Below are 25,695 nucleotides of genomic sequence, written 5' to 3'. Positions count from 1 at the left end.
GGTGTTTCCGTCAGGTTTTTCGGATTTATCTGACACTATGCTGCGTCATACTTCGAGACAAGCCCCCAGAGCTGACTTCGAACAAGGAGCGACAACATGTTGATGCCACGCCAAACCACGCCCGATCTGACCCTGCCAACGCTGGACCATGGACCGTTTGACCTGTCGCGGGAAGACAGCCAGCGCGGCACCGTGATCTGCTTCTATCGCGGACTGCACTGCCCGATCTGTGCCAACTACCTCAAGGAACTGGAAAAACGGGTGGCCGATTTCGCCAGCCGTGGCGTGAACTGCATTGCGGTCAGTTCGGACGGCGAAGAGCGCACCCGCGCTATGGCCGAGAAGATTGAGGCGAAGAACCTACGGTTTGGCTATGATCTGCCCCTGAATGTCGCCCGCCAATGGGGTCTGTACCTGTCGACCTCACGCGGGAAGACATCAATCGGGATCGAGGAGCCGGCGCTGTTCTCCGAACCGGGCCTGTTCATGGTGACCCCTGAGCAGACGCTCTACTATGGGTCGGTGCAGACCATGCCCTTTGTCCGGCCGCATTTTTCGGAACTGGTATCGGCGCTGGATTTCGCCATCGCCAACGACTATCCGGCGCGCGGCGAATACGACGGCGACGTCTGACGCGGGCTGCGCCAGGTCGCGACGCCTGTCGGCCACGGCGTGCTGTGGCCGGATCGCCACCTGCCTCAGGTCGACAGGTAGAAATCCGGGCAAGAATGGATGGACAGCGGTGCCGCACAAGGGCATACACCGCAGACCCAGATATCCCAGTCGCTTGCAGGTCACCGTCCGGTGCAGATCCGTCTTGAAAAATTCGACCACCAGGAAGGCCAGCACCGCTATTGCGTGCTGCATCTGAGCCGAACCCTGTTTGGCGAATGGTGTGTCGAGCAGACCAGCGGGCCCTTGGGTGAGGCCGGAGGGCAGCAGCGGCGCAGCTACTATGCCTCGCAGGAGATCGCGCTGGCCGCAGCGGCGCAGCAGCGCGACCGTCAGATCAAACGCGGCTTTGTCCCGATTCCGGTTCAGCTGGGGCTGTTCTAGACGGGCACAAAAAAGGCGGCGCAGACATACCGTTCACGCCGCCCGTCCGATCGCTCACAGCAATCCGGCTGTTTACTTCACTTCACGCGGCTCCAGGTCTGTTTGGAGCAGATCAGCCCGCCCGCGACACAGCCCCGCAGAGCCAGCGATGTGCCCGACAGGTTCATCTTGCCGATGTAGATCTTGTTGTTCGACGGCCGCCAGACCTTGCCCGCATAAGACCCGTCGCCATTGGCCACCATATCGATCACCAATGTCTTGCCGATATTGGGGGATTTATACTCTCCCTCGGCATTGAAGGTCCGGCTGATCTTGCCGCAGACCGCCGCGCCGCAGGGCGCCATGGTGACATGCGCATAAGAGCCGTCATCCGTCTGCGTCTTCCAGGTGCCCAGCACCGGATCCGCCGCGGCCATGCCCGCCAGCCCCAGTGCAAATGTCACGCCAAGTGCCAGTTTCTTCATGTGTCATCCTCCCTTTTGCAGCCAGTCTGGCCGCCAAGAGGCAATTCAGGCAAGCTTGACCTCGGGTCGCGTTGCAATCACGGGCCGCCTTGTGCAAAAAGAGGCGTCAGAGCAGGCCCGCCCCCGATCACCGGCGACCGGAGGCGGCGGCCCCGGCTCAGACAGTTCTGGCAGTACCGATAAGGGCACGCGATATGATCCTCTACCCCGCAATTGATCTCAAGGACGGGCAAGCCGTTCGCCTGCTGCATGGCGATATGGACAAGACAACGGTCTTCAACGACGATCCGGCAGCGCAGGCGCTGGAGTTTGTCGCCGCTGGCTGCGAATGGCTGCATCTGGTCGATCTCAACGGTGCCTTTGCAGGCGAGCCGGTCAATGCGGCCCCGGTCGAGGACATTCTGAAACGGTGCCAGGTGCCCGCACAGCTGGGCGGCGGTATTCGCGATATGGCGACCATCGAACGCTGGATCGACAAGGGGCTGGCGCGGGTGATCCTTGGCACCGTGGCGGTGGAAAATCCCGATCTGGTCCGCGAGGCGGCACGTGCATTCCCGGGCAAGGTTGCCGTCGGCATTGACGCGCGCAATGGCCGCGTAGCGACCAAAGGCTGGGCCGAGGAAACCGATGTGATGGTTACGGATCTGGCAAAATCCTTCGAAGACGCAGGTGTTGCCGCGATCATCTACACCGATATTCTGCGCGACGGCGCCATGAAGGGGCCGAATATCGAGGCAACGGCAGATCTGGCCAATGCCGTCAGCATCCCGGTGATCGCCTCGGGCGGCGTGTCCTCGCTCGACGATTTGCAGGCCCTGAAATCCTGTGGCGCGCCGCTCAATGGCGCGATTTCCGGCCGCGCCCTCTACGATGGGGCCATCGACCTCGCGCAGGCGCTGAAGATCCTGAAGGGCTGAGACCTGGTCTTCTTCTGGCCGAAAATATCCCGGGGGTGAATGGGCCAAAGGCCCAGAGGGGGCAGCGCCCCCGCCCCGGCCCCCGGCCCCCGCTCCCGGTTGGCTCCAGCTGCCCCCGCAGCGGATCAGCGCGCGGCGGCCGCCGTCAGTTTTGCCAGCGCGCCCTGCATCTTGGCGATGACATCGGCATCAGCCGCGATATCCAGACCCGCCAGCATCTCTGCCGGGTTTTCATAGGTCAGCCAGACCTGCCCCTCGGCATCCTCATGGACCAGAACCTTCAGCGGCAGGAAAAGCCCCGCCCGCATATCCGCCTGCATCGCGGGGGTCCCCAGCTTGGGATTGCCAAAGATCAGGAGTTGCGCCTCGGCGAGGGACATATCCACGGCTGCCGCACCCGCAGCGTGGTCCACCCGGGCAAAAACCGTAGCCCCGGCGCCTTCGACCGCCGCCTGTAGCGCATCCATGGTGTCAGACACGGAACTCGGGCTCGGAACCGTCATCAGTTCGGCTGCGGCCGGGATCGCGGAGAGGGCAGCAAGAGTTCCGGCAAGGGCGAGGGATTTGATCATGGCGATGGCTCCGAGAAAATGACAACATGCCAGCAGCACAGGCCAAGCGGGGCAAACAGGCAATTCACATCTCAGGCATCGGCAGAGTGTCGCTGACCTGACCGCCCCTCTGTGGCCCACCCTCTGCCAGGCAAGACCCGCGGTCGACACCCCAGGGCCACGCGCGGCCTGCGGCACCGCGCCTGCTTTCCATTCCTCACGTAATGGCGTCTATTGCGCGGCGACAGCGCAACCGGCGCCTCCGGTTGCGATCACAGACACGAAAGTTCTCCCATGCCCCGCGTCCGCAAGACCCGCCTCCCAGACAGCGCCCGTTTGTGGCAGATGGTATCGCCCGGTGATTTTGTCGATGGCTATGCGGTCGACAGTCCGCTCACCCCGCGTGAGGCCGCCGATATCGGCCTGTCGATGCCGGGCTGGGCAGCCGCACTCCTGCGGCTGCGCAATGCCTTGGTCCGCCCGCTCGGACTGAAGACCGAGGTGAGCGACACCGGCGAGGGCGCGATTTTTCCGGTGACATTCGAGGACAGCCGCGAGCTGATCCTGGGCGCCGATGATGCTCATCTCGATTTCCGGATCACCGTATTGCGGCACGAAGGACGGATTCACATGGCCACCTGGGTGCATCGTCACAATCTGCTGGGACGGATCTATCTGGCGCTGGTGATGCCGTTTCACATCCTGATCATCCGTGACAGCATGCGCCGCATCGCGCGGCACCGCCCGATGATTGCATCCCAACCACCCGCGCAGTAAAGACACAAGGCACCCCCAGCGGCAAAGGGATCGCCATGCTGAAGACCCGTATCATCCCCTGTCTCGACGTGGCTGACGGCCGCGTGGTCAAAGGTGTCAATTTTGTCGGCCTGCGCGATGCCGGAGACCCGGTTGAGGCAGCCAAGGCCTATGACGCGGCAGGCGCGGATGAAATCTGCTTTCTCGACATTCATGCAACCCACGAAAATCGCGGCACCATGTTCGATATGGTGCGACGCACCGCAGAGCAGTGTTTTGTGCCGCTGACCGTGGGCGGTGGGGTGCGCACAAAGGATGATGTGCGCGCGTTGCTGCTGGCAGGCGCCGATAAGGTGTCGTTCAATTCCGCAGCCGTGGCCAACCCGGATGTGATCCGCGAGGCGGCCGATCAGTTTGGCAGCCAGTGCATCGTCTGCGCCATCGACGCCAAGACCGTGGCCCCCGGCAAATGGGAGATCTTCACCCATGGCGGGCGCCGCGAAACCGGCATTGATGCGGTGGACTTCGCCCGGCTGGTCGTTGCCAAGGGCGCCGGGGAAATCCTGCTCACCTCGATGGATCGCGACGGCACGAAATCTGGCTTCAACCTGCCGCTCACCCGCGCCATTTCGGATGCGGTGGACGTGCCGGTGATTGCCTCTGGCGGGGTTGGCACGCTCGACCATCTGGTCGAGGGCGTCACCGAAGGCGGCGCCAGCGCGGTTCTGGCGGCGTCGATCTTCCACTTTGGCGAATACACCATCCAGGAGGCCAAAGAGCATATGGCCAAGGCCGGTATCCCGATGAGGCTGACATGAGCCTGCTGCACGATCTCGAAGCCACCATTCTGTCCCGCAAGGGGGCTGATCCGGAGAGCAGCTGGACCGCCAAACTGCTGTCCAAGGGTCCAGAGAAATGCGCCGAGAAATTCGGCGAGGAAGCCATTGAGGCCATCATCGAGGCGGTGAAGGGCAACACGGCCGGACTTGCCTCCGAGGGCGCCGATGTGCTGTATCATTTTCTGGTGATGCTGGCGGCCCGCGATGTGGCGCTGGATGATGTGCTACAGGTGCTGGCCGAGCGTCAGGGGCTGAGCGGCATCGCCGAGAAGGCCGCCCGCCCCAAGGGCTGAAATCCAGGCCATGCGGCGGATCAGGGGAGGCGCTGCCTCCGCGCGGCACGCGCGGCTTGCCCTTGACGCGCAAGGACCCCTTACAATCGTTAAGGCCCTTCGAGGGATCCCAATACATCGTCTGCGCCGCGCAGCGGCGCCCGGCCCAACCGTGTATGCCGCCCGTCAGGGCGGCGGGAATGGGCGGGAGCGCCCTGCCCGGCGGTCGGGCATCACAGTTTCGACGAGATGATTCCGGTGGCAAACCCACCCATGCGCAGCTCGCCAAACAGGCGCTGATATTCGATCTTGGGACATCGGTTCTGGATCACGGTAAGGCCTGCCGCTTCTGCCCGTTCAGCCGCTTCGGCATGTTCGACCCCGATCTGCATCCAGATCGTCTGCAGCCCCTCGCAGACCTCCAGCGCCTCCTCGACAATGGGTGGGACCGCCTCTGAGCGGCGAAAGATGTCGACCATATGCACCGGCTCGTCGATGTCCCGTAGACTGGCGTGAATGGTCTGGCCGAACAGGGTTTTGCCGGCATGACCGGGATTCACCGGCAGGACGCGATAGCCCTTGAGCCCGAGATAGCGGGCCACATAGTAGCTGGGACGCACCGGGTTCGTGGAGACCCCGACCACGGCAATGGTCTTGCTCCGTGTGAGCACGTCCTTCAGATGTCGATCGGAATAGTCTGGCATCGCTCCCCCGGCTGTTCTGGCCTTGTATCAAGGCGCCCTCATCGCGCTTCGATCTGCCTGACCCTATCGGCTGGGACACGAGGTGCAAGATGAATTGCAACGGCTCTGACGCCCGCTGGCGGACCAGCCTGTTGGTGCAAGAACGAGAGATAAAGCCCGGTCAGACAATAAAAAAGCGCCCAGGACAAACCTGGGCGCGAGGTATGGAACGAGGGACAGTGAAAAAGATCTGCGAAGGTTCCAATTCGCAGTCTGTTAATAATATGGGATGGTCATCGCGTTTTGAAAGGGATCCTCTCAAATTCGTGACATTTCTCCTGCGGGGCCAGTCACATAGGCCCATAGCACAAGCAGGCGTTCGAGGCGGTCATTTGCGCAGGACGGCTGGCCACTGCTGTTCGGCATCAGCGATCAACCTCAGCCGCTCCGCCTCCCAGGCGGCCAATGCGCTGGGGTTGTTCAGGAGATAGAGTCGCCCGTCGGAAATCACCCAGAGCGTCGGATTGCCGGGCGCCAGATATCCCTGCGACAGCGCATAGGCGCAATAGCCGCCAAATCGTGGTGCAAAAGCTCTGGGATTGCGTTCGAATTCTTCCTGATTCTGCGATGAGGCAAAGCGCCAGATCGCCCCGCGCCACAGGATCGCATGGTCTTGCTGACCGGGGATTGCCGCGCCATCCTGAAAGAACGCCACCACGTCATGGCCGCCCACCGCCAGCCCCCGCGGCGCGGAGACCAGTGCAACCTCCGCCCGTGCCGGCGTGGCTGTCAGCATCGCTGCGGCCAGGGTGATCAGCGCGCCCAGGCACAGGGCGGCGAGCCTGGATCCCGCCTTGGCATCGCTTCGCGTCGCGGCCCCGCCGACCACCAGACCGACCAGCAAACTGGCCAGCAAACCAGCCACCAGTCCTGCCGAGGCACCCAACACGGGCTGCGCGCAGGCGCGCCAGCTCCGGCAGATGATGGCAGTCGAAAACGTCACGGGCGTGCAGGTCCTTGTCAGGCAACTGGGGTTGAATTTAAAGCGCAGCAAGAACAGTCGCTCTTACCCGGCCAAGTCTGCCCGGCGCGCAGGCCGCTGCAAAGGGTGGATACGCATTTGTGATGGATCCGTGACCTTTGCACAGATGCGCCCAACCCCTGATCGGGGCTGGGCCGCCGCTAGCGGTTCAGCTGGCGGCATCGACAGGCAGGCAAGGCTTAGCGCGCAATGGAGGCATAAAGCGCAATCGCCGCGGCATTGGAGACGTTCAGCGATCCGAATCCGCCCGCCGCGTCAATCTTCACCAGATGATCCACAGTTTCCTTGGTCTTCTGGCGCAGGCCCGGCCCTTCTGCCCCCAGCACGAGGGCTACCGGATCCCCCTTGCGCCCCTCAAGCACGGTTTCGATGGTCTCTTCCGCCTCGCCATCAAGGCCGAGCACCAGAAACCCCATCCGCTGCAACTCGACGATGGTATCGGCGAGATTGCGCATCCGCAGATAGGGCTGGCGCTCAAGCGCGCCGCTGGCGGTTTTTGCAAGGGCGCCGGTTTCCGGTGCCGAGTTGTGCCGCGTGCCGATCACGGCGCTGGCGCCCAGCACCTCGGCCGAGCGCAGGATGGCACCGACGTTATGCGGATCAGTGACCCGGTCCAGGAGCACCACACGCGGGCGTTCGGCACCGATGCAGTTTTCCGCCAGACCGCCCCAGTTCAACGGCTTGACCTCCATCGCCGCGCCCTGATGGACGGATTGTTTGTCGATCGGCGGGTTGAACTTGCGCGGGTCGATCACCTCGGCTTCGATACCCGACTGGGCGATGGCATCGGCCAGTTTCGCCTCGGCGTTCTGGGTCACCATCAGACGCAGTTTTTCGCGCTTGGGATTGAGCAGCGCATCGCGCACCGCATGCAGACCGAACAACCATACTGTTTCCGCCGAGGCTGCCTTTTTGGACTGCTCTTTTTCGACGACCCATTTGGGTTTTTTAGACATTTTGCTCTCCAGCAGAAAGAAATCCGGACCCGTGTGAAAATCTGGCGATTTTCCTGTTGACGCCCCTTTGGCCTGCTTGTAATCACGCCTCCACATCAGGTGCAACACGCAACTGATTGTGGGCGACAGGCCGCAAGGTGTGGCAGGGGACTGTAACTCCCTCGCGGAGACGCACGCCTGGTTCGATTCCAGGGTCGCCCACCATCTTCTCTCTTTCAGTGACGGTAAGCAAGAAGATGGTGGCAGCCGCCCGGACCATGGGCGCATCTCGCAAGCCTCTGATACATATCACTATTCCGGCACATCAAGACGCTCAGCCGCTGAGCTGCTTTCCATGTCATCTGCTGATGATCCGTGGCTGCGGCAGAAGAAAACCGGCGCAGCAATCTGCGCCGGCCTCATCGAATTGGAGGTTGGACGCGAAGGCTTCAGCGCTCCTGTTCGGCCTGTGCGACGGCGGAATGGACCCAGCTTACCAACGCCTCAAGGTCCGGTTCGGCCTCCTGTGCCAGCCCGTCGGAAAAGCTCTGAAACGCCTCCACATTCATCCGGTTCACACCTGAAACCACGACCGCGCCGCGCGCCAGCGCTTCGCCGATAACGGGGCGCATCCCGCGCCCGTCAGCTTCGTGCTTGCCAAATTTATTGACCAGCAGAACCTGCGGCGCCGGGTCCTGCCCCAGCGCTGCCGTGACCTGTCCAACCGCGCGCTCCAGCGCCTCGGGGTTCAGGCGGCAGCCGCGTGCCTCGGGGCCGAGAGACTGTGAGATGCGGATGGTTTCGCCCGCGGGCAGAACGCGCACATCCATGTCACAGAGCTGGCTGTCGTAGCATTCGGTGTTGGTCTGGACGATGCCGGCCAACCGCAGCCCATCGGCCTGCAACCGCTCCGCCAGGGCGCTGAGTAGTTTATCGGTGGCACCGCGTTCCTGGGTCATCACGTAGGACAGATGCATTGTGGCCTCTTGCTAGGAAATTGCGTGCCCGCAGGCTAACCCCAAATGCACATGACAGCCAGAGGCCCGATTGCCGCGCGATACACGACTTTGGCATCAGACACGCTGTGCCAGCATCAGCACCGGATCATAGGTCAGCCGCACGCCCCCCTGATGGCCAAAGCGGCGACGATAGTCCTCCTCGAACTGGCGCAGTCTTCTGCGGGTCCAGCCTCCCCGAGACTGGCCATTCACGCCCGTTGCCCGCAGGTGGCGCAGCACGGCGCGCGGGGTCTCAAAGCAGAGCGCGATCGGAGCCTGCCGCAACTCGACCAGTCGCAGCCCCGGCGGCAGATGCTGCGCCCATTCGTGGTGATCCATGTAGTTGGGCGCCGCCGCCCCGGACCCCAGCGCGACCAATTCGTGGAAATGCGCGTGCCCAAAGCCAGAGAGCGCCAGCCAGCCACCGGGGCGCAGCGCGGTCTCAAACCCTTGCAGGAGGGAAGGCAGGTCGCCGATCCACTGCACAACCGAGGCAGCCGCGATCAGGTCCAGGTTTTCGGGCAGCGCGAGGGTTTCGATCCGTCCCGGCAGGAAGAGCGCCGATTGCCCATGCGCTGCCAGAACCGGCTGAAGGCCTGCCTCTGCCTCTGGCAAAAGGTCGTTGAGCGTGAGATGGCGGACCGACAGATCCCGCAACAGCGCATCGGTCAGATGGCCGGTCCCTGCCCCGAATTCAAACAGATGTGCGACGGGTGAGGTGCCGATATGTGCAGCGAGGAGCGCCGACAGCTCTGCCGCTATCTGTGCCTGCGCGCTGGCAGCAGCGTGGTAGCTCCCAAGCCCACGGCGAAAGGCGCGGGCCACGCGGGCGGCATCCACGGTTGGGGGGGGCAGATCCCTCATGACAGCAGGGCCTGCCAGCTGTCGAAGTGATCAAACGGCGCATGGGCGGCTGTGGGCAGCTCCCTCAGCGCCACGCCCGCCCAGGCCCGGTGCTGATTTGCGGGCGGAAAGATTCGGTCCCGCCCGGCGATCCAGACCAGATCAAAGCCGACAGCCGGCGCCGGTCCGCGCTGCGCGACCGCATGCAGCTCGGCCCGGCGGGCGTCGATGTCGATCTCATGGGGAGGCTGCGGCGCATTGAATGTCCGGCGCAGGAACTGGGCAAAGCTCTGCTCACTCAGCCCCTCTGCGGTCCTGGCCATCACCTCCGGCGGGATGCCGCGCGTCTCGTCCACAGGCGCAAGGGTGCCGTTGACCGCGACCTTGCGATCAAAGGGATCGCCGCGCCCCTGCTGCCAATGGGCATAACCCGCAACGCCGAAAGACCAGGCCAGCAGCGTGACATGATCGTAGCCAGACAGATCGGGGAGATCGGCATCAAGGCTGCGGAAATCGCTGACAAACAGAACATCCTCAGGGCCGGTGAGATGCGCAAAAACATCCGCCCCAATCGCCCAGCCGCCGAAGACCACGATGGCCTCGGCTGCCTCGTTCTGTTTGAGCCAGCGGAATTCCATCGCCTAGAGTTCCCGCGCCAGCCGCAGCATGCCTGCGGTGATTTCGCTCAGTTGCTCCGGCGATGTGATGAAGGGCGGCATCGTGTAGATGTTGGTGCCGAAGGGGCGCAGGAACACGCCCATCTCATGCGCGCGGGCGTGCGCCTCGTCTGCGGAAACCCGGTGCTTCATCTCAATCACACCGATGGCGCCCAGCACCCGCACGTCGGCCACATTGGGCAGATCGCGGGCCGGGGCCAGTTCGGCCTGCATCTGCTCACCGATGGCCGCAACCGTGCCGCGCCAGTCCTGCCCGGTCAGCAAGTCCAGCGAGGCCTTCGCGGCCGCACAGGCCAGCGGGTTGCCCATGTAGGTCGGCCCGTGCATGAACAGGCCGGGATTACCGCCGCCGATGCCTTCCGCCACACGGTCATTGGTCATGGTGCAGGCAAATGAGATATGGCCGCCGGTCAGCCCCTTGCCGAGGCAGATGATATCCGGCTCCACTGTGCAAAAATTGGTAGCAAACAGCTCCCCCGTGCGGCCAAAGCCGGTGGCGATTTCGTCGAAGATCAGGAGGATACCCAGCTCATCGCAGATGATACGGGCCTGATTGAGATATTCCGGGTGGTAGAAATACATACCGCCAGTACCCTGCACCACGGGTTCCAGGATGAAGGCAGCGATCCTTTCTGCGTTGGCCTCCAGCACATCGCGCAGTTCACCCAGACCGTTCCGAGCCGGGTCGTCCACCCAGTCCTCATGGATGCGGACCGGCGGGCGTGAGACGAAATGCTGCACGCTCAGCGCGCCCTGGAACAGGTGGTGCATGCCGGTGTCGGGGTCGCAGACGCTCATCGCCTTCCAGGTATCGCCGTGATAGCCGGCGCGGATGGTGGCGAACTGCTGGCGGTCCGGCTGGCCGATAGCGTGCTGGTACTGCACCGCCATCTTCATCGCGACCTCTACCGAGACCGAGCCGCTGTCGCAGTAAAAAATGCGCGTCAGGCTTTCGGGCGCGATCTCCAAGAGCTTGCGGCCCAGGTCGATGGCGGGGTCATGGGTCAGCCCGCCGAACATCACATGCGGCAGGGTGTCGAGCTGGGCGTGGATCGCCTTGGTGATTGCCGGGTTCCTGTGGCCGTGCATCATGCACCACCAGGACGACATGGCGTCGATCAGCCGGGTGCCGTCGTCCAGGGTGATGTACATGCCCTCGCTTTCCTTCACCACAAAGGTTGGGCCGGGCTTGGCGACGTTGGTGTAAGGGTGCCAGAGGTGCTGCTGGTCGAATTCCAGCTGGGTGAGGTCTGCCGCACTCATGCCATCTCTCCTTGGTCCAAGGCCTCCTTGATCAGGTCCACGTTGATGCTTTCGGCAAAGGTATCTTCGAGCACCGTTCTGGTCCGGTCGATAGACCGGGCCGCGCCCGACCCTCCCCCCGGGAGGGCGCTTCGCACCCGCCCAGGCTCGGGCGTGGCCCTCAGCTCTTCCATGAAGGGCAGCCGTCCCAAATGCGCGACCTGGCCGAACTGGCAGATGGTTTCCTCCACCGCCGGCTCCGCGTCGCCTATGAAGGCCACGCCGACCACCGGACAGCCTGCATCGCGCAGCGCCCTCAGCGACAGCAGCGTGTGGTTGATGGTCCCCAGCTGCGTCCGGGCGCAGAGGATCACCGGGGCGCGCCAGCGGGCGAACAGGTCGAGGTACAGCAGCTTGCGGTTCAAGGGCACCATCAGCCCGCCCGCGCCCTCGGCCACCAGCACGCCATCCACCTCGGGCAACGGCAGCGTATCCGGGTCGATCTCCACGCCCTCGGCCTCCGCCGACAAATGCGGCGAGGCGGGCAGTTGCAGCAGGTATCCCTCCGGCAGCGCCGGGCGGCCCGACAGGCGGGAGACGATCTGGCTGTCGGTCTCCTCCTCCAACCCCGACTGCACCGGTTTCCAGTAGGTGGCACCGAGCGCCTGCACCAGACCGGCGGAAAAGATGGTCTTGCCGATGCCGGTATCGGTTCCGGTCACGATCAGCGCGCTCATGCTGCACTCTCCATGTCTCGGGCGAGGTCTTCGAACATCCGGGTGATGACCTCTGCCCCTGTGTTCAATGTGATCGACAGCCGCAGCCGCGAGGTGCCGCGCGGCACCGTCGGCGGGCGGATGCCGCGGATGTCATAGCCGCAGGCCTGCATCCTCGCGGCCAGCGCCATGGTGCGCTTATCGTCGCCAATCACCACCGGCAGGATCTGGCTTTGGAATCCTTCCAGCCCGCAGAGGCGTTTGGCCTCATCATGCGCATGGGTGATCCCCTGCCACGCCAGTTCGCGGCGGGCGGGGTTCTGCTGCAGTTCCTGCAAAGCTGCGCGCACCAATGCCGCGTTCAAGGGCAACGGCGCAGTCGCGAAGATGAAGCCGCGCGCCTTGTTGATCAGCGTTTCGATCAGAACCCGCTGGCCGCAAATCAAAGCGCCGGAACCGCCCAGCGCCTTGCCGCAGGTGTGTAAGGACAACACGTTGGGGCGGTGTGCGATGTCATGTGCCAGTCCGCGACCCAGATCGCCGAACACGCCGGTCGAATGCGCCTCATCCACCACCAGCACTGCGCCCTCTGCATCCGCCAGCGCCATCAGCGCCCCCAGCGGCGCGAGGTCGCCGTCCATGGAATAGACCGCCTCAACCGCGATCCAGGCCTGGCCCGTGCCGCCCTCAGCGCGCCAGGTCTTCAGCACCCGTGCAGCATCCTCCGAATCGCCATGGGCAAAGCTGCGGGTCTCTGCCCGGCCCAGCCGCATCCCGTCATGGGTGCTGGCATGGATCAGCGCATCATAGAGCACCAGATCCCCCTGCTGCGGCAGGGTGGAGAAGATCGCCTGATTGGCGTTGAAGCCGCCGCCCATGAACAGCGCCGCCTCGGTGCCGAAAAACGCGGCCGCCTCCGTCTCCAGCAGCTGGTGCTCCGCATCGTTGCCGCGCAAAAGGCGCGAACCGCCCGCCCCCACCGGCACCCCGCGCGCCAGCGCATCTGAAGCGGCGGCGCGCAGCACATCGCTGCCTGCCAGCCCAAGGTAGTCGTTGGAGGCAAAGTCATGCCCGTCCCGCGGCATCAGTTGCCGGTAGCGTCCGCGTGTGCGCAGCGCTTCCAGCGATCTGTCATGCCTCGGGAAGGCGCCCGCCATCAGCGGCTGCCGTCGCAGCCCGCGGCCATGGCGGTGATGCCCAGACGGTCGAACAGCTGCTGATCCTTGTCTTCTTCGGGGTTGTCTGCGGTCAGCAGCGTGTCGCCCACAAAGATCGAGTTGGCACCGGCAAAGAAACACATCGCCTGCATCTCATCCGACATATCGGTGCGGCCTGCCGACAGGCGCACGTGGGATTTCGGCATCAGGATGCGGGCCAGCGCCACGGAGCGGACGAATTCGATCGGATCCAGTTTTTCGACATTGGCGAGCGGCGTGTCGGCGATCGGGATCAGCATGTTGACCGGCACCGAATCCGGATGCACCTCCAGCGTCGCCAGCGCCAGCATCATGTCGATGCGGTCCAGCTGCTGCTCGCCCATGCCGACGATGCCGCCGGAGCAGACCTTGATGCCCGCCTCGCGAACCCGGTTCAGGGTGTCGATCCGGTCGGCAAAGGTGCGGGTGGTGATGATCTCGGAGTAGTAGCGCTCCGAGGTGTCGATGTTGTGGTTGTAATAATCCAGCCCTGCATCGCGCAGGCGGAACACCTGTTCCTCGTCCAGCATGCCCAGCGTCATGCAGGTTTCCATGCCCAGATCCTTGACCCCCTGCACCATCGCCTCAAGTGCGGCCATGTCGCGGTCCTTGGGCGAGCGCCAGGCGGCCCCCATGCAGTAGCGCGTCGCGCCGCCTTCCTTGGCTTTCCTGGCCTCGGCAATCACCCGCTGCACCTCGATCAGCTTGGAGGCCGAGAGCTGCGCGCCGTTGCGCGCCGACTGCGAGCAATAGGCGCAATCCTCGGCGCAGCCGCCGGTCTTGATGCTCAGGAGCTTGGATTTCTGCACCTGATTGGGGTCGAAATACTGTCGGTGCACGCTGTGCGCCTCAAACAGCAGATCCATGAACGGCTTGTTGTAGATCGCTTCCGCTTCCTCGCGGGTCCAGTCGGTGCGGATGGGTGCAGCGTCCAGCATGCTGTCTCCTGTTCTTTATACCTGTCGGCCATGCGCGGATGGCGTTGCGGTTTTATAGATAACTTGCAGGGTTCCGATCAAGCGCAAAGCTGCAATGCAGCGATTTGCCCCACCGGAGGAGGCATCTTGGATTTAGTACATTGTTATTTATAGATATAAATAATCTATAAAATTACAGGTTGACGGGATGACAGCATCTCCCCTACCCCTAAGGCACGCAGGGGAGTCCCGCCAAGGGGACTGAGAGGCGTTTTGGTGCGGGGCAACCCAAACCGGCGGCGCGACCCTTTGAACCTGACCCAGTTGATACTGGCGTAGGAAGCTAGGCATGCACGGCGCCGGGACAAATACACCCCGACCACCCTGCGTTGACCGAACAAGAGGGCCGCGCGCCCTCTGTTTCCCGAGCCAAGCCTCATCTGGTGTCTTTTCTGAGTCTAGGCTTCGAGGAGCACCATAATGAACGTCCCCAACCCAAAGATCACCACAGGTGGCCTGCCCGCATCGCGCAAGATCTACGTTGCAGGCGAGGTCCATCAGGACATCCGCGTGCCGATGCGCGAGATCGCCACCCACCCCACAGCGGGCGAGGCACCGCTGCCGGTCTATGACAGCTCCGGCCCCTACACCGACCCTGACGTGCTGACCGATATCCGACAGGGCCTGCCCGCCCTGCGCCGCCAGTGGACCCTCGCGCGCGGCGACGTCGAGAGCTATCAGGGCCGCGATGTGAAACCAGAGGACAACGGTTTTGTCGAGGGCGACCGGCTGGTGCCTGAGTTCCCGGTGAAGCCTGCCCCGCTGCGCGGCAAGGACGGCGCCGCGCCAACCCAGCTGGCCTATGCCCGCGCCGGTATCATCACGCCGGAAATGGAATTCGTGGCGATCCGCGAAAACCAGCTGCGCGAGCTGTCGCCCTGCCACGGCAAACGCGACGGCAATGACTTTGGCGCCAATATCCCCGACTACGTGACGCCGGAATTCGTTCGCTCCGAAATCGCCGCCGGTCGCGCCATCATCCCGGCCAACATCAACCACCCCGAACTCGAGCCGATGATCATCGGCCGCAATTTCAAGGTGAAGATCAACGCCAATATGGGCACCTCTGCCGTCACCTCCTCGATGGAGGAAGAGGTGGACAAGCTGGTCTGGGCGATCCGCTGGGGTGCTGACACGGTGATGGACCTGTCAACGGGGCGCAACATCCACAACACCCGTGAATGGATCGTGCGCAACTCGCCGGTCCCGATCGGCACCGTGCCGATCTACCAGGCGCTGGAGAAGGTGAACGGCATCGCCGAGGACCTGACCTGGGAAGTGTTCCGCGACACGCTGATCGAGCAGGCGGAACAGGGCGTCGACTATTTCACCATCCATGCGGGTGTGCGGCTGCACATGGTGCCGATGACCGTGAACCGGGTGACCGGGATCGTCTCGCGCGGCGGCTCGATCATGGCGAAGTGGTGCCTGCATCACCACAAGGAAAGCTTCCTCTATGAGCATTTCGAGGAGATCTGCGACATCTGCCGCCAGTATGACGTCAGCTTCTCGCTGGGTGATGGCTTGCGCCCCGGCTCCATCGCCGATGCCAATGACGAGGCGCAGTTTGCCGAGCTGGAAACCCTTGGGGAACTCACCAAGATCGCCTGGGCAAAGGATTGCCAGGTGATGATCGAGGGGCCGGGCCATGTCGCCATGCACAAGATCAAGGAAAACATGGACAAGCAGCTGGAGTGCTGCCACGAGGCGCCGTTCTATACGCTGGGGCCGCTGACCACCGACATCGCGCCGGGCTATGACCACATCACCAGCGGCATCGGGGCGGCGATGATCGGCTGGTTCGGCTGCGCGATGCTGTGCTACGTGACGCCGAAGGAGCACCTGGGCCTGCCTGACCGGGACGACGTGAAAACCGGCGTGATCACCTATAAGATCGCAGCCCATGCCGCCGATCTGGCCAAGGGTCTGCCGGGGGCGCAGCGGCGTGATGATGCGCTCTCCCGCGCGCGGTTTGAGTTCCGCTGGGAGGATCAGTTCAACCTGTCGCTGGACCCGGATACTGCGCGCGAATTCCACGACCAGACTCTGCCGAAACAGGCCCATAAGGTGGCGCATTTCTGCTCCATGTGCGGGCCGAAGTTCTGCTCCATGCGGATCAGCCACGACATCCGCGCCGAAGCGCAGAAGGAAGGCATGGAGGCAATGGCGGCCAAGTTCCGCGAGGGCGGCGAGCTCTATGTGCCTGCACCTGAGGCTGCGGAACCGGCGGAATGATCACCATCGCAGGCGCAGGCCTCGCCGGTCTCGCCTGCGCCTATGAGCTGGCGCAGCGCGGGGCCGCCGTGCGGATCTACGAACGCGCGGCTGCGATCGGTGCAGGCAGTGTCGCGCGCTATGCCGGCGGCATGCTCGCCCCCTGGTGCGAACGCGAAAGCGCCGAGGAGGCCGTGATCACCCTCGGTGGCCGCGCCATCGACTGGTGGGCCAAGGTCACGAGCGTCCACAGGCGCGGCACGCTGATGGTGGCGCCTGCCCGCGACCGGGCCGAGCTGACCCGCTTTGCCCGCCGCACCACCGGCCACCGGGGCGTGGACGGGGCCGAGATTGCGGAGCTGGAACCGGCGCTGGCGGGGCGGTTTGCGCAGGGGCTGTTCTTTGAGCAGGAGGCACATCTGGACCCGCGACAGGCGATCCGGGATCTGGCGGCTGCGGTCTCTGCCCTTGGCGTTGAGATCTATCTGGGGGCTGATGCGCCGGGAAGCGTTGATATCGACTGCCGGGGCATCGCCGCCGCCGACCGGCTAACGGGCCTGCGGCCAGTGCGCGGAGAGATGGCGATACTGCACTGCCCGGAGGTCATGCTCAGCCGCACCCTGCGGCTGCTGCACCCGAGAATACCGCTGTACCTCGTCCCACGCGGCGACGGGCTGTTCATGATCGGCGGCACCATGGTTGAAAGCACATCCACCCGTGCCGTCACCCTGCGCTCGCTCAGCGAGCTGCTGAATGCAGCCTTCACCCTGCACCCGTGCTTTGCCGAGGCCAGCGTTGTGGAAACCGGCGCCGGGCTGCGCCCCGCCTTTGCCGACAATCTGCCCCGCCTTCATCAGGACGGCGGGACGCTATTCCTCAACGGGCTGTACCGCCACGGATTTCTGCTGGCGCCCGCGATGGCGCAGCAGGTGGCGGACCGCCTCAGACCGGAGACATCAGATGAACATCACCGTGAACGCCAAAGCGCATGAGGTGAGCGCCCGGACGCTGGAAGCTGCGCTGCGCGAGCTGGGCTATATCAGCCCGTCGGTCGCCACCGCGCTGAATGGCGCCTTTGTGGCCCGCACCCGACGCGCTGACACCGAGCTGAACGAGGGCGACCGCATCGAAGTGCTCGCCCCGATGCAGGGGGGATAACGATGCAGATCTATGGAGAAGAGATCACCTCGCGGCTGCTGCTGGGCACCGCCCAATACCCCTCGCCTGTGGTCCTGAGCGAAGCAATCAGAACCAGCGGCTGCGAGATCATCACCGTCTCCCTGCGGCGCGAGACCGCTGATGGCTCCGGCGCGGGATTCTGGGACGGCCTGCGCGATACCGGCTGCCGCATCCTGCCCAACACCGCAGGCTGCCACTCCGTGCAGGAAGCAGTGACCACCGCCCAGATGGCGCGCGAACTGTTCGGCACGCCCTGGATCAAGCTGGAAGTGATCGGCCATTGCGACACGCTGCAACCGGATGTGTTCGGGCTGGTCGAGGCCGCGCGTACGCTGTCTGACGATGGGTTTCAGGTCTTTCCCTACACCACCGACGATCTGGTGGTCGGAGAGAAACTCCTTGAGGCGGGCTGTGAGGTGCTGATGCCCTGGGGCGCGCCGATCGGATCCGGTCAGGGCTTGCGCAACCCGGATGGCCTGCGCGCGATGCGGGCCTATTTCCCTGAGGTGCCGCTGATCGTGGATGCGGGCATTGGCCGCCCGTCGGATGCGACGCAGGCGATGGAGCTGGGCATGGATGCCGTGCTGCTGAACACCGCTGTGGCCAAGGCCGGGGATCCTGCCGGAATGGCGCGCGCCATGGCGCTGGCGATTGAGGCCGGGCGCGCCGGATATCACGCAGACCCGATGGAGCGGCGCGATATGGCGGTGCCCTCCACCCCTGTTCTTGGCCTCGCAGCGCTAAGCTGAGCTGCGCCCCCCCTTATTCACGGAGACGACAATGGAGCGTTTTTACCTGATCGTTGGTCATGTCAGCCAATTGGAACTGCTGGTTCCCCATGGGGTGCGCCTTGTGCAGCTGCGGCTGAAAGACCTGCCGGAGCCGGAGATCCGCCGCCAGATTGCCCGCGCGCGGGATTTCTGCGCCGTGCATGGCGCGCAGCTGGTGGTCAATGACTATTGGCAGGCCGCACTGGATCTGAACTGCAGCTTTGTGCACCTGGGGCAGGAAGACATGGACACGGCCGATTTTGAGGCCCTGCGCCGCAAGGGCGTGCGGTTTGGCCTGTCGACCCATGACGAAGCGGAGCTGGAGCGCGCCCTCGCCCATGGCCCTGAGTATGTGGCGCTTGGTCCGGTTTATGAAACCCTGCTGAAACAGATGAAATGGGCCCCACAGGGGCTTGACCGGGTGCGCCGGTGGAAAGCCATGGCGGGAGACACACCGCTGGTTGCCATTGGCGGGCTGACGCCCGAACGCCTGCCCGGGGTCTTTGCCGCAGGTGCAGACAGCGCTGCCGTGGTGACGGATATCCAGCAGGCCGCCAACCCGGAGGCGCGGACCCTGGAATGGATCCGGGCCTGCGCGAGATGAGCCGCTTTGACCGCCAGACCGCTTTGCCGGAGGTGGGCGCCAAGGGACAGCAGAGGCTGGCCAGCGCCCATATTCTTGTTGTCGGGGCCGGCGGGCTTGGCTGTCCGGTTCTGCAATATCTTGCCGGTGCCGGTATTGGCGAAATCACGGTGATGGACGGGGACCGGGTTGAGGCAACCAACCTGCCACGCCAGCCACTCTATACATTTGCGGACGTTGGCCGCTACAAGGTCGAGGCCGCGCGCAGGCGGCTGATCGCAATGGCGCCGGAGCTGCGGCTGCACCCCCATGCACGCGACCTGACACCGGACAATGTCGCCGCTGCGGTCGGCCCCGCCGATCTGGTGATAGATGCTGCCGACAGCTATGCGGTGTCCTACACGCTTTCGGATTGCTGTCAGCAGCTGGGGCGTCCGCTGATCAGCGCGTCGGCACTGGCGCAATCGGGTTATGTCGGCGTCTTTTGCGGGGGCGGCCCCTCGCTGCGCGCCGTCTTCCCCGACCCGCCCGACAGGAGCGCTACCTGCGCCAGTGCCGGGATTATGGGGCCGGTTGTCGGGGTGATTGGCGCCCTGCAGGCACAGCTTGCCCTGAAGTTGCTACTGGGCCATCAGCCAACCCCGCTGGGGCGGATGTTCAGCCTCGACTTTGCCGGGCTTCAGATGGGCGGGTTTGATTTCGCCACGGCTGCAGAGCCTGCGCGGTCGCTGCCCTTTATCGGGGTGAACAGCGTGACCACCGCCGATTACGTGATAGAATTGCGCCCGGAGGATGAGGCCGCTGAACCGGCCACGACGACCGCTGTCCGCATCCTGCCGGATCGGTTGACGGCGGCTGATCTGCCGACGGACCGCCGGGTTGTGCTTGCCTGTCATAGTGGCCTGCGGGCCTGGCGCAAGGCGGCGGAGCTTGCGCCTGACTTTGCCGGAGATCTGGCGCTCTTGGCAGCGGGGCGGCGGCAATGAGCGCGCTGCTGATCATCGCAGGCACCGACAGCAGCGGCGGCGCCGGGCTGACCCGTGATATCGCCGCCGCCACGGCGATGGCCCGCATGATCCCGCAGTTCGCGGCTCGATCGCTGAGCCTGCGACCGGTGGTGACAGCCGTGACCGTGCAGACCAACCAGGCCTTGCAGGAGATCTACCCGACGCCGGTTGAAGGTATTCTGGGTCAGATACAGGCCGCTGTTGAGACCGGCCCGATCAGCGCGGTAAAGATCGGCATGGTCGGAAGCGCGGCAGCTGCCGAGGCAATTGCCGCAACTCTGGCGCGGTTGCTTCCGCCGAGTTGTCCGGTTGTGCTGGATCCGGTTCTGCGCAGCAGTTCAGGCGGTCGGCTGATGCACGCCGGTGATCTGGCACCGTTAATGGCCCGCGCCGATCTGATCACCCCCAACTTGCACGAAGCATCGCAGCTATGCCCAGGCTTGCACGGCGCAGTTCCGGCCGGTGGGAGCCGCGTTGCCCCGCAGCACTTCGGCATGGCAGCGCAGGCGGGCCAGATTCACCAGGCGGGCGCCGGAGCGGTTCTGATCAAAGGAGGACATGGGACCGACGCGATGGCAGTGGACCATCTTTTCTGCGACGCCACCCATGTCGCCTTCCCGCGGCCAAGACTGAAACAGACCAAGCGCGGCACCGGCTGCACCCTGGCCACCGCAATCGCAGTCCAGCTGATGGCCGCGCAACAGATCGAGACAGCCTGCCGGGCGGCTGGCGACTATGTGCATGAATGGCTGAAAGAGATCCCTGCCTGATTGGCGCATGGTCGGTTCCCCGCCGCCTCTTCCCGGTGCTCGCTGCCGTGATGTCGGTTTCCAGCCGCAGATTTCTGGCGCGCTTTGAGACCGACATTGGCCGTTGATCGCGACGATCGGCATCCGGCGCCACACCAGGGCCGATGGATCATGGCACTGGAGCACTGGGGAATCGCGGCATCATCGCGGCAGGCCGCCACCCAGACCGCTGGCATGGAAAAACCGCGCCGGGATGGTCCGGCGCGGTCTCTGTCTCGGTCGTTGAAGTTCTGGCTTTCAAGGCCCGTTTCCGGGTCAGAAATCCTGCCAGATATCCTTGGCCGCGTTGCCACTGGTGCTGGCTACCGCCGGTGCCGGGGTCGGTTTCACCGCCTCCAGATCCCAGTCATCGCCATGGGCACTGGGCGCCGCCGGTTTGGGGTCATTCCTGGTGACCCGCGGCGCCGGGGCCGCTGCTGGGGTCTTGCGGGCAGGTTCCGAGGCCGGTCTGCCCCCCGCCGCGACCCGGAAATGGGCGACCAGCTGGGCCAGCTTGGTGGCATCGGCATTGAGCATATGCCCGGCGGCAGTGGCCTCTTCGACCATGGCGGCGTTCTGCTGGGTGACCTGGTCAAGCTGGGTCACGCCGGTGTTGATCTCATGCAGACCGGTCGACTGTTCGCTGGCACCGGTTGCGATGCCCGAAACCAGTTTCGAGATATGCCCGACCCGCTCCACGATGCTTTGCAGCGCATCGCCGGTTTTGCCCACCAGATCAACGCCTCGCTCCACCTGCTTGGTGCTGTCGCCGATCAGCGTCTTGATCTCCATCGCCGCATCCGAGGACCGCTGCGCCAGGGCGCGCACCTCGCTGGCGACCACGGCAAAGCCCTTGCCCGCCTCGCCGGCCCGCGCGGCCTCGACACCGGCGTTCAGCGCCAGGAGATTGGTCTGGAAGGCGATGTCGTCAATCACCCCGATGATCTGCGAAATATGGGTCGAGGACTGCTCGATCTCGGTCATTGCAGAGACGGCGCTCTGCACCACGGTGCCACTTGTTTCGGCCTCCTGTTTGGCTTCCTGCATGATGCTTTCGACACTGCGGGCACCTTCGGCGGCGGATTTCACGCTGGCCGTCATCTCGTCCAGGGCGGCGGCGGTTTCCTCCAGCGTGGCGGCCTGGCTTTCGGTGCGGTTGGACAGGTCGTCGGAGGCCTGGCTGATCTCATTGGCGCCGTTGCGGATGCTTTCGGCGGTGTCGATCACCTGGGTCACAGTGGCGCTCAGCGTTTCCGCGGTGCGGTTGAAGTCACGCTGCAGCTGGGCGTAATCCTCCGGCAGGGTCTCGTTGATACGCACGGTCAGATCGCCCTGCGACAGTGCCGCGAGACGGCTGGAGATGATCGACACAACATCGGACCGCTCGGCGTCGCGGGTCTGCTGCTGGCCTTTCAGCACGTCTTGCTCCTGCAGCTTCCCGCGGAATGCCTCCAGCGTTCGGGCCATTTCGCCGATTTCGCTGCGCGCCCGAGTATAGGGTACATCCGTCGCCGTCTCGCCGTCGGCCATCGTGGCCATCCGCGCCTTCAGACCGTTGATCGGGCCGGTAACACTGCGCAGCAGGACCGTCGAGGCAATCACCAGAAGAATCAGGCTGATCGCGAGGGTGGCCATCGCTTCGGTCCGCATCTGGGCAAGATCCGCCCGAATGTCAGAGACATAGGAGCCGGTGCCAATGACCCAGCCCCAGGGTTCAAAGGCCTTCACATAGCCGATTTTCTGCTCTGGAGTGGTCTGACCCGGTTTCTGGAACCAATAGCGGACCGAGCCGGCACCATCAGCTGCGGCAACCTTGCCCAGCTCCTGGAACACCCTGATACCCTTCACGTCTTCGAAGCCGGACCGGTCAGTGCCGACCCAGTCTGGCACCATGGGGTGCGCACGCACGATAAGTTCCTTGTCGAATGCAAAGAGGTAGCCGGAGGTTTCGAAGCGAATTTTCTCGATCACTTCACGGCCCTGAGCGCGCGCCTCCTCGGCTGTCAGCTCACCAGACTGTACCCGCGCCTCAAGATCGGCAAGCAGGCTGATTGAGGTATCGATGATATTGCTGAGCTCACGGTCGCGCATGGCATAGGCGTTGTCGACTGCGCGTGACAGCAGCAGGACGGTCAGCAGCACAGAGAGCGCGAGTGCCATCGCCACCACAGCGTAGATACGGATGGGAAGACGAAAGAATATGGACGGCATCGGTTACTTGGTCCTTTGAGGAATTACATCCCCGAACACTAGGACCGGCGCCCCTAACAAAGCGTTAGGCAAAGACCCAAAATCGCAGGCTTCACGCCATTATTGCATAGAATTTCAATCTCTTATCTTAAGAGTTTGGAAACCTTCGCCCGCCTCGGGCCGCAGCTGGTCGCGGCGGCGCTGTGGCGGCCCTCGCGACACAGGAAAACGGCCCCGCAAAGGGGGCCGTTTAATCTGCGATTCGCTGGCCGCTCCGGACGGGTCAGCTCACCGGCAACATGCCCTTCTCGGACGCCAGCTCGCGCATCTTCTTTTGAAGTTTCTCGAAGGCGCGTACCTCGATCTGGCGGATACGCTCGCGGCTGACGCCATATTGCGTGCTGAGGTCCTCCAGCGTTTTCGCCTGATCGGCCAGTCGGCGCTGCGTCAGAATGTCCTTCTCGCGATCGTTGAGCACATCAAGCGCATTGGCGAGCAGCTCGCGGCGGGCCTCAAGCTCATCGCGCGCCTCGTAGTCGCCGGCCTGATCGGCATCCTCATCCTCCAGCCAGTCCTGCCACTGCATCGTGCCTTCGCCCTCGCTGCCGACGGTGGCATTGAGAGAGGCATCGCCGCCGGACATCCGCCGGTTCATCGAAATCACCTCCGTCTCGGTCACGCCGAGGTCGGTGGCGATCTTCTTGACGGTGTCGGGGTGCAGGTCGCCCTCCTCCAGCGCGCCGATACGGGCCTTGGCCTTGCGCAGATTGAAGAACAGCTTCTTCTGCGCCGACGTGGTGCCGAGTTTCACCAGCGACCAGGACCGCAGGATATATTCCTGGATCGAGGCGCGGATCCACCACATGGCATAGGTCGCCAGGCGAAAGCCCTTTTCGGGATCAAAGCGTTTGACCGCCTGCATCAAACCGACATTGGCTTCGGAGATCACCTCGGCCTGCGGCAGACCATAGCCGCGATAGCCCATGGCAATTTTCGCCGCCAGACGCAGGTGCGATGTCACCATCTTATGGGCCGAGGCACTGTCCTGCTCTTCGACCCAGCGCTTGGCCAGCATATATTCCTCTTCCGGTTCCAACAGCGGGAACTTGCGGATTTCCTGAAGGTACCGGTTCAGCCCGCCTTCGGGTGTCGGTGCGGGCAGATTTGCATAATTTGCCATTCTTTGTGTCCCTCCCAATGTATAAGGACTTAACATCTCGTCATATGGGTTAACGCACAGCCCCGTTCAAGAGTTGCCAAGTTTATCTCTTATAGGAATCATAAGAAAAGCGGTCTGTGACGAAGTTCACAGCAAGTTGCAGACCATCGACCCGCCGCAACGCGCGGCGGGACCTCGGTTTTTCTGCAATAAATCAGGAGCTCGCTGATCGCAGGCGTGATTATTCCGCAGGCGTTGCCAACATTTGCAGCAGATCTGTCATATCTTCTGGTACCGGCGCTTCAAATCGCATGTCGTCACCGGTGACAGGATGGACAAAGCCCAGAACCGCAGCATGCAGCGCCTGTCGCGGGAATGACTGGATGGCCGCCGCAGTGGCCTCAGGCAGCGATTTTGCGGCAAGTTTGCGCTTGCCGCCATAGACCGGATCGCCGACCAGCCCATGGCCTGCATGGGCCATATGCACCCGGATCTGATGGGTGCGGCCGGTTTCAAGCCAGCATTCGATCAGCGCCACCACCGGCGGCGTGCCATAGCTGTCGACGATACGGGCGCGGGTGACAGCATGGCGGCCGCCCTGGAACAGCACCGCCTGCCGCTGCCGGTCGGTTCTATGGCGCGCGAGTTGTGTGGTCAGTTTGAGGATATTGCCAGGTTCAAAGCTCGTCCCCTTTACCCCGCGCAGGCGGGGATCATTGGCATCCGGCACACCATAACAGATAGCGCGGTAATAGCGTTCGACCGTATGTTTCTCGAATTGAGCGGCCAAACCCTGATGGGCGACATCGGATTTCGCGACCACCAGCAGCCCGCTGGTCTCCTTGTCGATGCGGTGCACGATGCCGGGGCGTTTGACGCCACCAACGCCGGAGAGGTTATCGCCGCAATGGTGCAGCAATGCGTTGACCAGCGTGCCCGATGGTGTTCCGGGGGCCGGATGGACAACCATGCCTGCGGGTTTGTTGACAACGATCAGATCGTCATCCTCATAGATCACCTCAAGCGGGATATCCTCGGGGCCGATGTGGCTGTCCTCGGCCTCTTCCACGGTGATCTCGATCAGCGCACCTTCCTCGATCTTGGCCTTGGGGTCGGTCACGACCGTGCCATTGACCTGCAGCTGCCCAGCCTCGATCAGCCGCGCCAGACGGGTGCGCGACAGGGTGGCTTCCTCTGGCACATCACGCGAAACCGCTTTATCAAGCCGTTTAGGCGGGTTTTCCGCGATGACAAACTCGATCCGGCGGCGGGCCATGACACATCCTTCTGAGACAGATATTCAAAGTGAACCGCCCCAGCTGGTTTTCCTGCGGCGGATGGTGACCACATTGACGGTGATCATGATTTGCGGGTTCTTAGTGGTTCTGACCCTGCTTGTCATCCGTTTGTCTGCGTCAGGTCCAAAGCTGCCCGAAACGGTGACGCTGCCAGCGGGGGTCAGCGCGCGCGCCGTGACCTTTGGCGACGGCTGGATTGCTGTGGTCACCGATGGGGATGAGATCCTGATCCTGAACAATCTGAGCGGCGCAATCGAGCAACGCGTGGCGATCCAACCGGTCAGCGACTGATCTTCACCGGCTCGTTCATGCAGGCTAACCCAGGGTAAGCCGCTGAATTACC

At 63.7% G+C, this 25,695-nt stretch carries 29 protein-coding genes, 1 tRNA gene and 1 riboswitch; of the genes, 15 read left to right on the top strand and 15 right to left on the bottom strand.

Annotated features, from left to right (window positions below; all coding sequences use genetic code 11):
• Nucleotides 1-96: 96 nt before the first annotated feature.
• A complete protein-coding gene (locus VWY34_RS08895; protein WP_416539187.1) occupies nucleotides 97-633 on the top strand; it encodes a peroxiredoxin-like family protein in 537 nt (178 codons plus the stop codon).
• A gap of 171 nt (nucleotides 634-804) precedes the next feature.
• Nucleotides 805-1,056 (top strand): WGR domain-containing protein, encoded by a 252-nt coding sequence (locus tag VWY34_RS08890; protein ID WP_416536740.1) that lies wholly within the window; start codon nucleotides 805-807, stop codon nucleotides 1,054-1,056.
• A gap of 77 nt (nucleotides 1,057-1,133) precedes the next feature.
• On the opposite strand, the gene VWY34_RS08885 is transcribed toward VWY34_RS08890, so the two are convergent.
• Complete coding sequence (locus VWY34_RS08885; protein ID WP_340545016.1) at nucleotides 1,134-1,520, bottom strand: DUF2147 domain-containing protein; 387 nt, start codon at nucleotides 1,518-1,520, stop codon at nucleotides 1,134-1,136.
• A 194-nt stretch (nucleotides 1,521-1,714) separates the two neighbouring features.
• On the opposite strand from VWY34_RS08885, the gene hisA reads away from it, so the two are divergent.
• Nucleotides 1,715-2,437, top strand: a complete 723-nt coding sequence (gene hisA, locus VWY34_RS08880) for a 1-(5-phosphoribosyl)-5-[(5-phosphoribosylamino)methylideneamino]imidazole-4-carboxamide isomerase (RefSeq protein WP_340545015.1) — start codon at nucleotides 1,715-1,717, stop codon at nucleotides 2,435-2,437.
• 125 nt (nucleotides 2,438-2,562) lie between these two features.
• Here the strand turns inward: hisA and VWY34_RS08875 are convergent, their stop codons facing one another.
• Nucleotides 2,563-3,009, bottom strand: a complete 447-nt coding sequence (locus VWY34_RS08875) for a DUF302 domain-containing protein (protein ID WP_416544474.1) — start codon at nucleotides 3,007-3,009, stop codon at nucleotides 2,563-2,565.
• A gap of 273 nt (nucleotides 3,010-3,282) precedes the next feature.
• Here VWY34_RS08875 and VWY34_RS08870 point away from each other — a divergent pair, with 273 nt between their 5' ends.
• From VWY34_RS08870 to VWY34_RS08860, 3 genes are read left to right on the top strand one after another with little or no spacing between them, the layout of a single operon-like run.
• Nucleotides 3,283-3,765, top strand: a complete 483-nt coding sequence (locus VWY34_RS08870; protein ID WP_416544473.1) for a DUF2867 domain-containing protein — start codon at nucleotides 3,283-3,285, stop codon at nucleotides 3,763-3,765.
• A 35-nt stretch (nucleotides 3,766-3,800) separates the two neighbouring features.
• On the top strand, nucleotides 3,801-4,562 hold the full coding sequence (gene hisF / locus VWY34_RS08865) for an imidazole glycerol phosphate synthase subunit HisF (protein ID WP_340545012.1): 762 nt from the start codon (nucleotides 3,801-3,803) through the stop codon (nucleotides 4,560-4,562).
• Nucleotides 4,559-4,876, top strand: coding sequence for a phosphoribosyl-ATP diphosphatase (locus VWY34_RS08860; protein WP_416544472.1), 318 nt, complete (start codon nucleotides 4,559-4,561; stop codon nucleotides 4,874-4,876). Before hisF ends, VWY34_RS08860 begins: the two co-directional genes overlap by 4 nt.
• A gap of 212 nt (nucleotides 4,877-5,088) precedes the next feature.
• On the opposite strand, the gene VWY34_RS08855 is transcribed toward VWY34_RS08860, so the two are convergent.
• The 3 genes from VWY34_RS08855 to rlmB all read right to left on the bottom strand — a co-directional run bounded on the left by VWY34_RS08855 (nucleotide 5,089) and on the right by rlmB (nucleotide 7,536).
• Nucleotides 5,089-5,559 carry a CoA-binding protein gene (locus VWY34_RS08855; protein WP_416535524.1) on the bottom strand — a complete coding sequence of 157 codons (471 nt, stop codon included), beginning with the start codon at nucleotides 5,557-5,559 and terminating at the stop codon, nucleotides 5,089-5,091.
• Between the two features lie 367 nt (nucleotides 5,560-5,926).
• On the bottom strand, nucleotides 5,927-6,541 hold the full coding sequence (locus tag VWY34_RS08850; protein ID WP_416544471.1) for a YHS domain-containing (seleno)protein: 615 nt from the start codon (nucleotides 6,539-6,541) through the stop codon (nucleotides 5,927-5,929).
• A gap of 218 nt (nucleotides 6,542-6,759) precedes the next feature.
• The gene (gene rlmB, locus VWY34_RS08845) at nucleotides 6,760-7,536 is read right to left on the bottom strand and encodes a 23S rRNA (guanosine(2251)-2'-O)-methyltransferase RlmB (RefSeq protein WP_340545008.1); all 777 of its coding nucleotides are present in this window, start codon (nucleotides 7,534-7,536) and stop codon (nucleotides 6,760-6,762) included.
• Between the two features lie 120 nt (nucleotides 7,537-7,656).
• Between rlmB and VWY34_RS08840 the strand changes: the two genes are divergently transcribed.
• Nucleotides 7,657-7,740: transfer RNA gene (locus tag VWY34_RS08840), tRNA-Tyr, on the top strand.
• Between the two features lie 224 nt (nucleotides 7,741-7,964).
• Here VWY34_RS08840 and VWY34_RS08835 read toward each other — a convergent pair.
• From VWY34_RS08835 to bioB, 7 genes are all read right to left on the bottom strand, one after another.
• Entirely contained in the window at nucleotides 7,965-8,492 is a 528-nt protein-coding gene (locus tag VWY34_RS08835; RefSeq protein WP_416538100.1) for a DUF2478 domain-containing protein, read from the bottom strand.
• A 96-nt stretch (nucleotides 8,493-8,588) separates the two neighbouring features.
• Entirely contained in the window at nucleotides 8,589-9,377 is a 789-nt protein-coding gene (locus VWY34_RS08830; RefSeq protein ID WP_416549146.1) for a methyltransferase, read from the bottom strand.
• Entirely contained in the window at nucleotides 9,374-9,994 is a 621-nt protein-coding gene (locus VWY34_RS08825) for a pimeloyl-ACP methyl esterase BioG family protein (RefSeq protein WP_416544469.1), read from the bottom strand. Before VWY34_RS08825 ends, VWY34_RS08830 begins: the two co-directional genes overlap by 4 nt.
• Nucleotides 9,995-9,997: 3 nt before the next feature.
• Nucleotides 9,998-11,296 (bottom strand): adenosylmethionine--8-amino-7-oxononanoate transaminase, encoded by a 1,299-nt coding sequence (gene bioA, locus VWY34_RS08820; RefSeq protein ID WP_416544468.1) that lies wholly within the window; start codon nucleotides 11,294-11,296, stop codon nucleotides 9,998-10,000.
• Nucleotides 11,293-12,012 carry a dethiobiotin synthase gene (gene bioD / locus VWY34_RS08815; RefSeq protein ID WP_416544467.1) on the bottom strand — a complete coding sequence of 240 codons (720 nt, stop codon included), beginning with the start codon at nucleotides 12,010-12,012 and terminating at the stop codon, nucleotides 11,293-11,295. The genes bioA and bioD overlap by 4 nt, the downstream gene beginning before the upstream one ends.
• Nucleotides 12,009-13,148, bottom strand: coding sequence for an 8-amino-7-oxononanoate synthase (locus VWY34_RS08810; protein ID WP_416544466.1), 1,140 nt, complete (start codon nucleotides 13,146-13,148; stop codon nucleotides 12,009-12,011). Before VWY34_RS08810 ends, bioD begins: the two co-directional genes overlap by 4 nt.
• Nucleotides 13,148-14,125 (bottom strand): biotin synthase BioB, encoded by a 978-nt coding sequence (gene bioB / locus VWY34_RS08805; protein ID WP_416535518.1) that lies wholly within the window; start codon nucleotides 14,123-14,125, stop codon nucleotides 13,148-13,150. Before bioB ends, VWY34_RS08810 begins: the two co-directional genes overlap by 1 nt.
• 209 nt (nucleotides 14,126-14,334) lie before the next feature.
• A riboswitch (TPP riboswitch) is annotated at nucleotides 14,335-14,463 on the top strand.
• A 121-nt stretch (nucleotides 14,464-14,584) separates the two neighbouring features.
• Between bioB and thiC the strand changes: the two genes are divergently transcribed.
• From thiC to thiD, 7 genes are read left to right on the top strand one after another with little or no spacing between them, the layout of a single operon-like run.
• Nucleotides 14,585-16,399 (top strand): phosphomethylpyrimidine synthase ThiC, encoded by a 1,815-nt coding sequence (gene thiC, locus VWY34_RS08800; protein ID WP_340545000.1) that lies wholly within the window; start codon nucleotides 14,585-14,587, stop codon nucleotides 16,397-16,399.
• The gene (locus VWY34_RS08795) at nucleotides 16,396-17,370 is read left to right on the top strand and encodes an FAD-dependent oxidoreductase (protein ID WP_416544465.1); all 975 of its coding nucleotides are present in this window, start codon (nucleotides 16,396-16,398) and stop codon (nucleotides 17,368-17,370) included. Before thiC ends, VWY34_RS08795 begins: the two co-directional genes overlap by 4 nt.
• Nucleotides 17,339-17,536, top strand: a complete 198-nt coding sequence (gene thiS, locus VWY34_RS08790) for a sulfur carrier protein ThiS (RefSeq protein ID WP_340544998.1) — start codon at nucleotides 17,339-17,341, stop codon at nucleotides 17,534-17,536. Before VWY34_RS08795 ends, thiS begins: the two co-directional genes overlap by 32 nt.
• Nucleotides 17,537-17,538: 2 nt before the next feature.
• Complete coding sequence (locus VWY34_RS08785) at nucleotides 17,539-18,306, top strand: thiazole synthase (protein ID WP_416535515.1); 768 nt, start codon at nucleotides 17,539-17,541, stop codon at nucleotides 18,304-18,306.
• Between the two features lie 31 nt (nucleotides 18,307-18,337).
• Nucleotides 18,338-18,931 (top strand): thiamine phosphate synthase, encoded by a 594-nt coding sequence (locus VWY34_RS08780; RefSeq protein ID WP_416535514.1) that lies wholly within the window; start codon nucleotides 18,338-18,340, stop codon nucleotides 18,929-18,931.
• Complete coding sequence (locus VWY34_RS08775; protein ID WP_416544464.1) at nucleotides 18,907-19,896, top strand: ThiF family adenylyltransferase; 990 nt, start codon at nucleotides 18,907-18,909, stop codon at nucleotides 19,894-19,896. The genes VWY34_RS08780 and VWY34_RS08775 overlap by 25 nt, the downstream gene beginning before the upstream one ends.
• On the top strand, nucleotides 19,893-20,687 hold the full coding sequence (gene thiD / locus VWY34_RS08770) for a bifunctional hydroxymethylpyrimidine kinase/phosphomethylpyrimidine kinase (RefSeq protein ID WP_416544463.1): 795 nt from the start codon (nucleotides 19,893-19,895) through the stop codon (nucleotides 20,685-20,687). Before VWY34_RS08775 ends, thiD begins: the two co-directional genes overlap by 4 nt.
• A 294-nt stretch (nucleotides 20,688-20,981) precedes the next feature.
• Here thiD and VWY34_RS08765 read toward each other — a convergent pair whose 3' ends face one another.
• The 3 genes from VWY34_RS08765 to VWY34_RS08755 form a co-directional block, all read right to left on the bottom strand.
• Nucleotides 20,982-22,916, bottom strand: a complete 1,935-nt coding sequence (locus VWY34_RS08765; protein ID WP_416549145.1) for a methyl-accepting chemotaxis protein — start codon at nucleotides 22,914-22,916, stop codon at nucleotides 20,982-20,984.
• A gap of 262 nt (nucleotides 22,917-23,178) precedes the next feature.
• Entirely contained in the window at nucleotides 23,179-24,075 is an 897-nt protein-coding gene (rpoH, locus tag VWY34_RS08760) for an RNA polymerase sigma factor RpoH (RefSeq protein WP_340544992.1), read from the bottom strand.
• A gap of 220 nt (nucleotides 24,076-24,295) precedes the next feature.
• Nucleotides 24,296-25,330 (bottom strand): RluA family pseudouridine synthase, encoded by a 1,035-nt coding sequence (locus VWY34_RS08755; RefSeq protein ID WP_416538356.1) that lies wholly within the window; start codon nucleotides 25,328-25,330, stop codon nucleotides 24,296-24,298.
• Here VWY34_RS08755 and VWY34_RS08750 point away from each other — a divergent pair.
• The gene (locus VWY34_RS08750) at nucleotides 25,329-25,643 is read left to right on the top strand and encodes a DUF6476 family protein (protein ID WP_416538355.1); all 315 of its coding nucleotides are present in this window, start codon (nucleotides 25,329-25,331) and stop codon (nucleotides 25,641-25,643) included. The two genes, VWY34_RS08755 and VWY34_RS08750, sit on opposite strands and share 2 nt — an antisense overlap.
• The last annotated feature ends 52 nt before the right edge of the window (nucleotides 25,644-25,695 follow it).

Source organism: Phaeobacter sp. JH20_02 (assembly GCF_048056915.1).
In the GTDB taxonomy this organism is placed as follows: domain Bacteria; phylum Pseudomonadota; class Alphaproteobacteria; order Rhodobacterales; family Rhodobacteraceae; genus Phaeobacter; species Phaeobacter bryozoorum.
This window is presented reverse-complemented; position numbering and strand designations above follow the sequence as displayed.

Excerpts from the sequence above, each read along its gene's own strand:
- VWY34_RS08895 (WP_416539187.1), top strand. The coding sequence starts at position 97 with ATGTTGATGCCACGCCAAACCACGCCCGATCTGACCCTGCCAACGCTG.
- VWY34_RS08885 (WP_340545016.1), bottom strand. The coding sequence starts at position 1,520 with ATGAAGAAACTGGCACTTGGCGTGACATTTGCACTGGGGCTGGCGGGC.
- hisA (WP_340545015.1), top strand. The coding sequence starts at position 1,715 with ATGATCCTCTACCCCGCAATTGATCTCAAGGACGGGCAAGCCGTTCGC.
- VWY34_RS08875 (WP_416544474.1), bottom strand. The coding sequence starts at position 3,009 with ATGATCAAATCCCTCGCCCTTGCCGGAACTCTTGCTGCCCTCTCCGCG.
- VWY34_RS08870 (WP_416544473.1), top strand. The coding sequence starts at position 3,283 with ATGCCCCGCGTCCGCAAGACCCGCCTCCCAGACAGCGCCCGTTTGTGG.
- hisF (WP_340545012.1), top strand. The coding sequence starts at position 3,801 with ATGCTGAAGACCCGTATCATCCCCTGTCTCGACGTGGCTGACGGCCGC.
- VWY34_RS08860 (WP_416544472.1), top strand. The coding sequence starts at position 4,559 with ATGAGCCTGCTGCACGATCTCGAAGCCACCATTCTGTCCCGCAAGGGG.
- VWY34_RS08855 (WP_416535524.1), bottom strand. The coding sequence starts at position 5,559 with ATGCCAGACTATTCCGATCGACATCTGAAGGACGTGCTCACACGGAGC.
- rlmB (WP_340545008.1), bottom strand. The coding sequence starts at position 7,536 with ATGTCTAAAAAACCCAAATGGGTCGTCGAAAAAGAGCAGTCCAAAAAG.
- VWY34_RS08835 (WP_416538100.1), bottom strand. The coding sequence starts at position 8,492 with ATGCATCTGTCCTACGTGATGACCCAGGAACGCGGTGCCACCGATAAA.
- VWY34_RS08830 (WP_416549146.1), bottom strand. The coding sequence starts at position 9,377 with ATGAGGGATCTGCCCCCCCCAACCGTGGATGCCGCCCGCGTGGCCCGC.
- VWY34_RS08825 (WP_416544469.1), bottom strand. The coding sequence starts at position 9,994 with ATGGAATTCCGCTGGCTCAAACAGAACGAGGCAGCCGAGGCCATCGTG.
- bioA (WP_416544468.1), bottom strand. The coding sequence starts at position 11,296 with ATGAGTGCGGCAGACCTCACCCAGCTGGAATTCGACCAGCAGCACCTC.
- bioD (WP_416544467.1), bottom strand. The coding sequence starts at position 12,012 with ATGAGCGCGCTGATCGTGACCGGAACCGATACCGGCATCGGCAAGACC.
- VWY34_RS08810 (WP_416544466.1), bottom strand. The coding sequence starts at position 13,148 with ATGGCGGGCGCCTTCCCGAGGCATGACAGATCGCTGGAAGCGCTGCGC.
- bioB (WP_416535518.1), bottom strand. The coding sequence starts at position 14,125 with ATGCTGGACGCTGCACCCATCCGCACCGACTGGACCCGCGAGGAAGCG.
- thiC (WP_340545000.1), top strand. The coding sequence starts at position 14,585 with ATGAACGTCCCCAACCCAAAGATCACCACAGGTGGCCTGCCCGCATCG.
- VWY34_RS08795 (WP_416544465.1), top strand. The coding sequence starts at position 16,396 with ATGATCACCATCGCAGGCGCAGGCCTCGCCGGTCTCGCCTGCGCCTAT.
- thiS (WP_340544998.1), top strand. The coding sequence starts at position 17,339 with ATGAACATCACCGTGAACGCCAAAGCGCATGAGGTGAGCGCCCGGACG.
- VWY34_RS08785 (WP_416535515.1), top strand. The coding sequence starts at position 17,539 with ATGCAGATCTATGGAGAAGAGATCACCTCGCGGCTGCTGCTGGGCACC.
- VWY34_RS08780 (WP_416535514.1), top strand. The coding sequence starts at position 18,338 with ATGGAGCGTTTTTACCTGATCGTTGGTCATGTCAGCCAATTGGAACTG.
- VWY34_RS08775 (WP_416544464.1), top strand. The coding sequence starts at position 18,907 with ATGGATCCGGGCCTGCGCGAGATGAGCCGCTTTGACCGCCAGACCGCT.
- thiD (WP_416544463.1), top strand. The coding sequence starts at position 19,893 with ATGAGCGCGCTGCTGATCATCGCAGGCACCGACAGCAGCGGCGGCGCC.
- VWY34_RS08765 (WP_416549145.1), bottom strand. The coding sequence starts at position 22,916 with ATGCCGTCCATATTCTTTCGTCTTCCCATCCGTATCTACGCTGTGGTG.
- rpoH (WP_340544992.1), bottom strand. The coding sequence starts at position 24,075 with ATGGCAAATTATGCAAATCTGCCCGCACCGACACCCGAAGGCGGGCTG.
- VWY34_RS08750 (WP_416538355.1), top strand. The coding sequence starts at position 25,329 with ATGACACATCCTTCTGAGACAGATATTCAAAGTGAACCGCCCCAGCTG.
- VWY34_RS08755 (WP_416538356.1), bottom strand. The coding sequence starts at position 25,330 with ATGGCCCGCCGCCGGATCGAGTTTGTCATCGCGGAAAACCCGCCTAAA.